Below are 247 nucleotides of genomic sequence, written 5' to 3'. Positions count from 1 at the left end.
ACCCAACAGGGAGACGCTTTCATGAGCGTAATTCTATAATGTCGTGCGGTACGACCTCGGCGTCCGGCACGCCAGTCACATCGCTGCCTCTTGCCTCATCTGTCGCACTGACTGACACGCTCCTTGGTGTCGTCACATCAGGCGGTGTGACAACAGCGCAGCAGGTTTCAGTCGATATTCTCGGCAGTGCTATTGCATCGGGCGCAGGCCTGACAGACGCAGTAACAGCAGCGCAGAACGCAGCACA

General features: G+C 57.5%; 1 pseudogene. It reads left to right on the top strand.

The features are described from left to right. Positions 1 to 38: 38 nt before the first annotated feature. Positions 39 to 247, top strand: a pseudogene (locus tag HK25_RS12295) (hypothetical protein); the annotation flags it as partial.

Origin of the sequence: Acetobacter sp. DsW_059 (assembly GCF_002153695.1) — a bacterium.
Classification (GTDB): Bacteria; Pseudomonadota; Alphaproteobacteria; order Acetobacterales; family Acetobacteraceae; genus Acetobacter; species Acetobacter thailandicus.
Note: the sequence above shows the minus strand (reverse complement) of the source record. Positions and strands in the feature narration are given on the sequence as shown.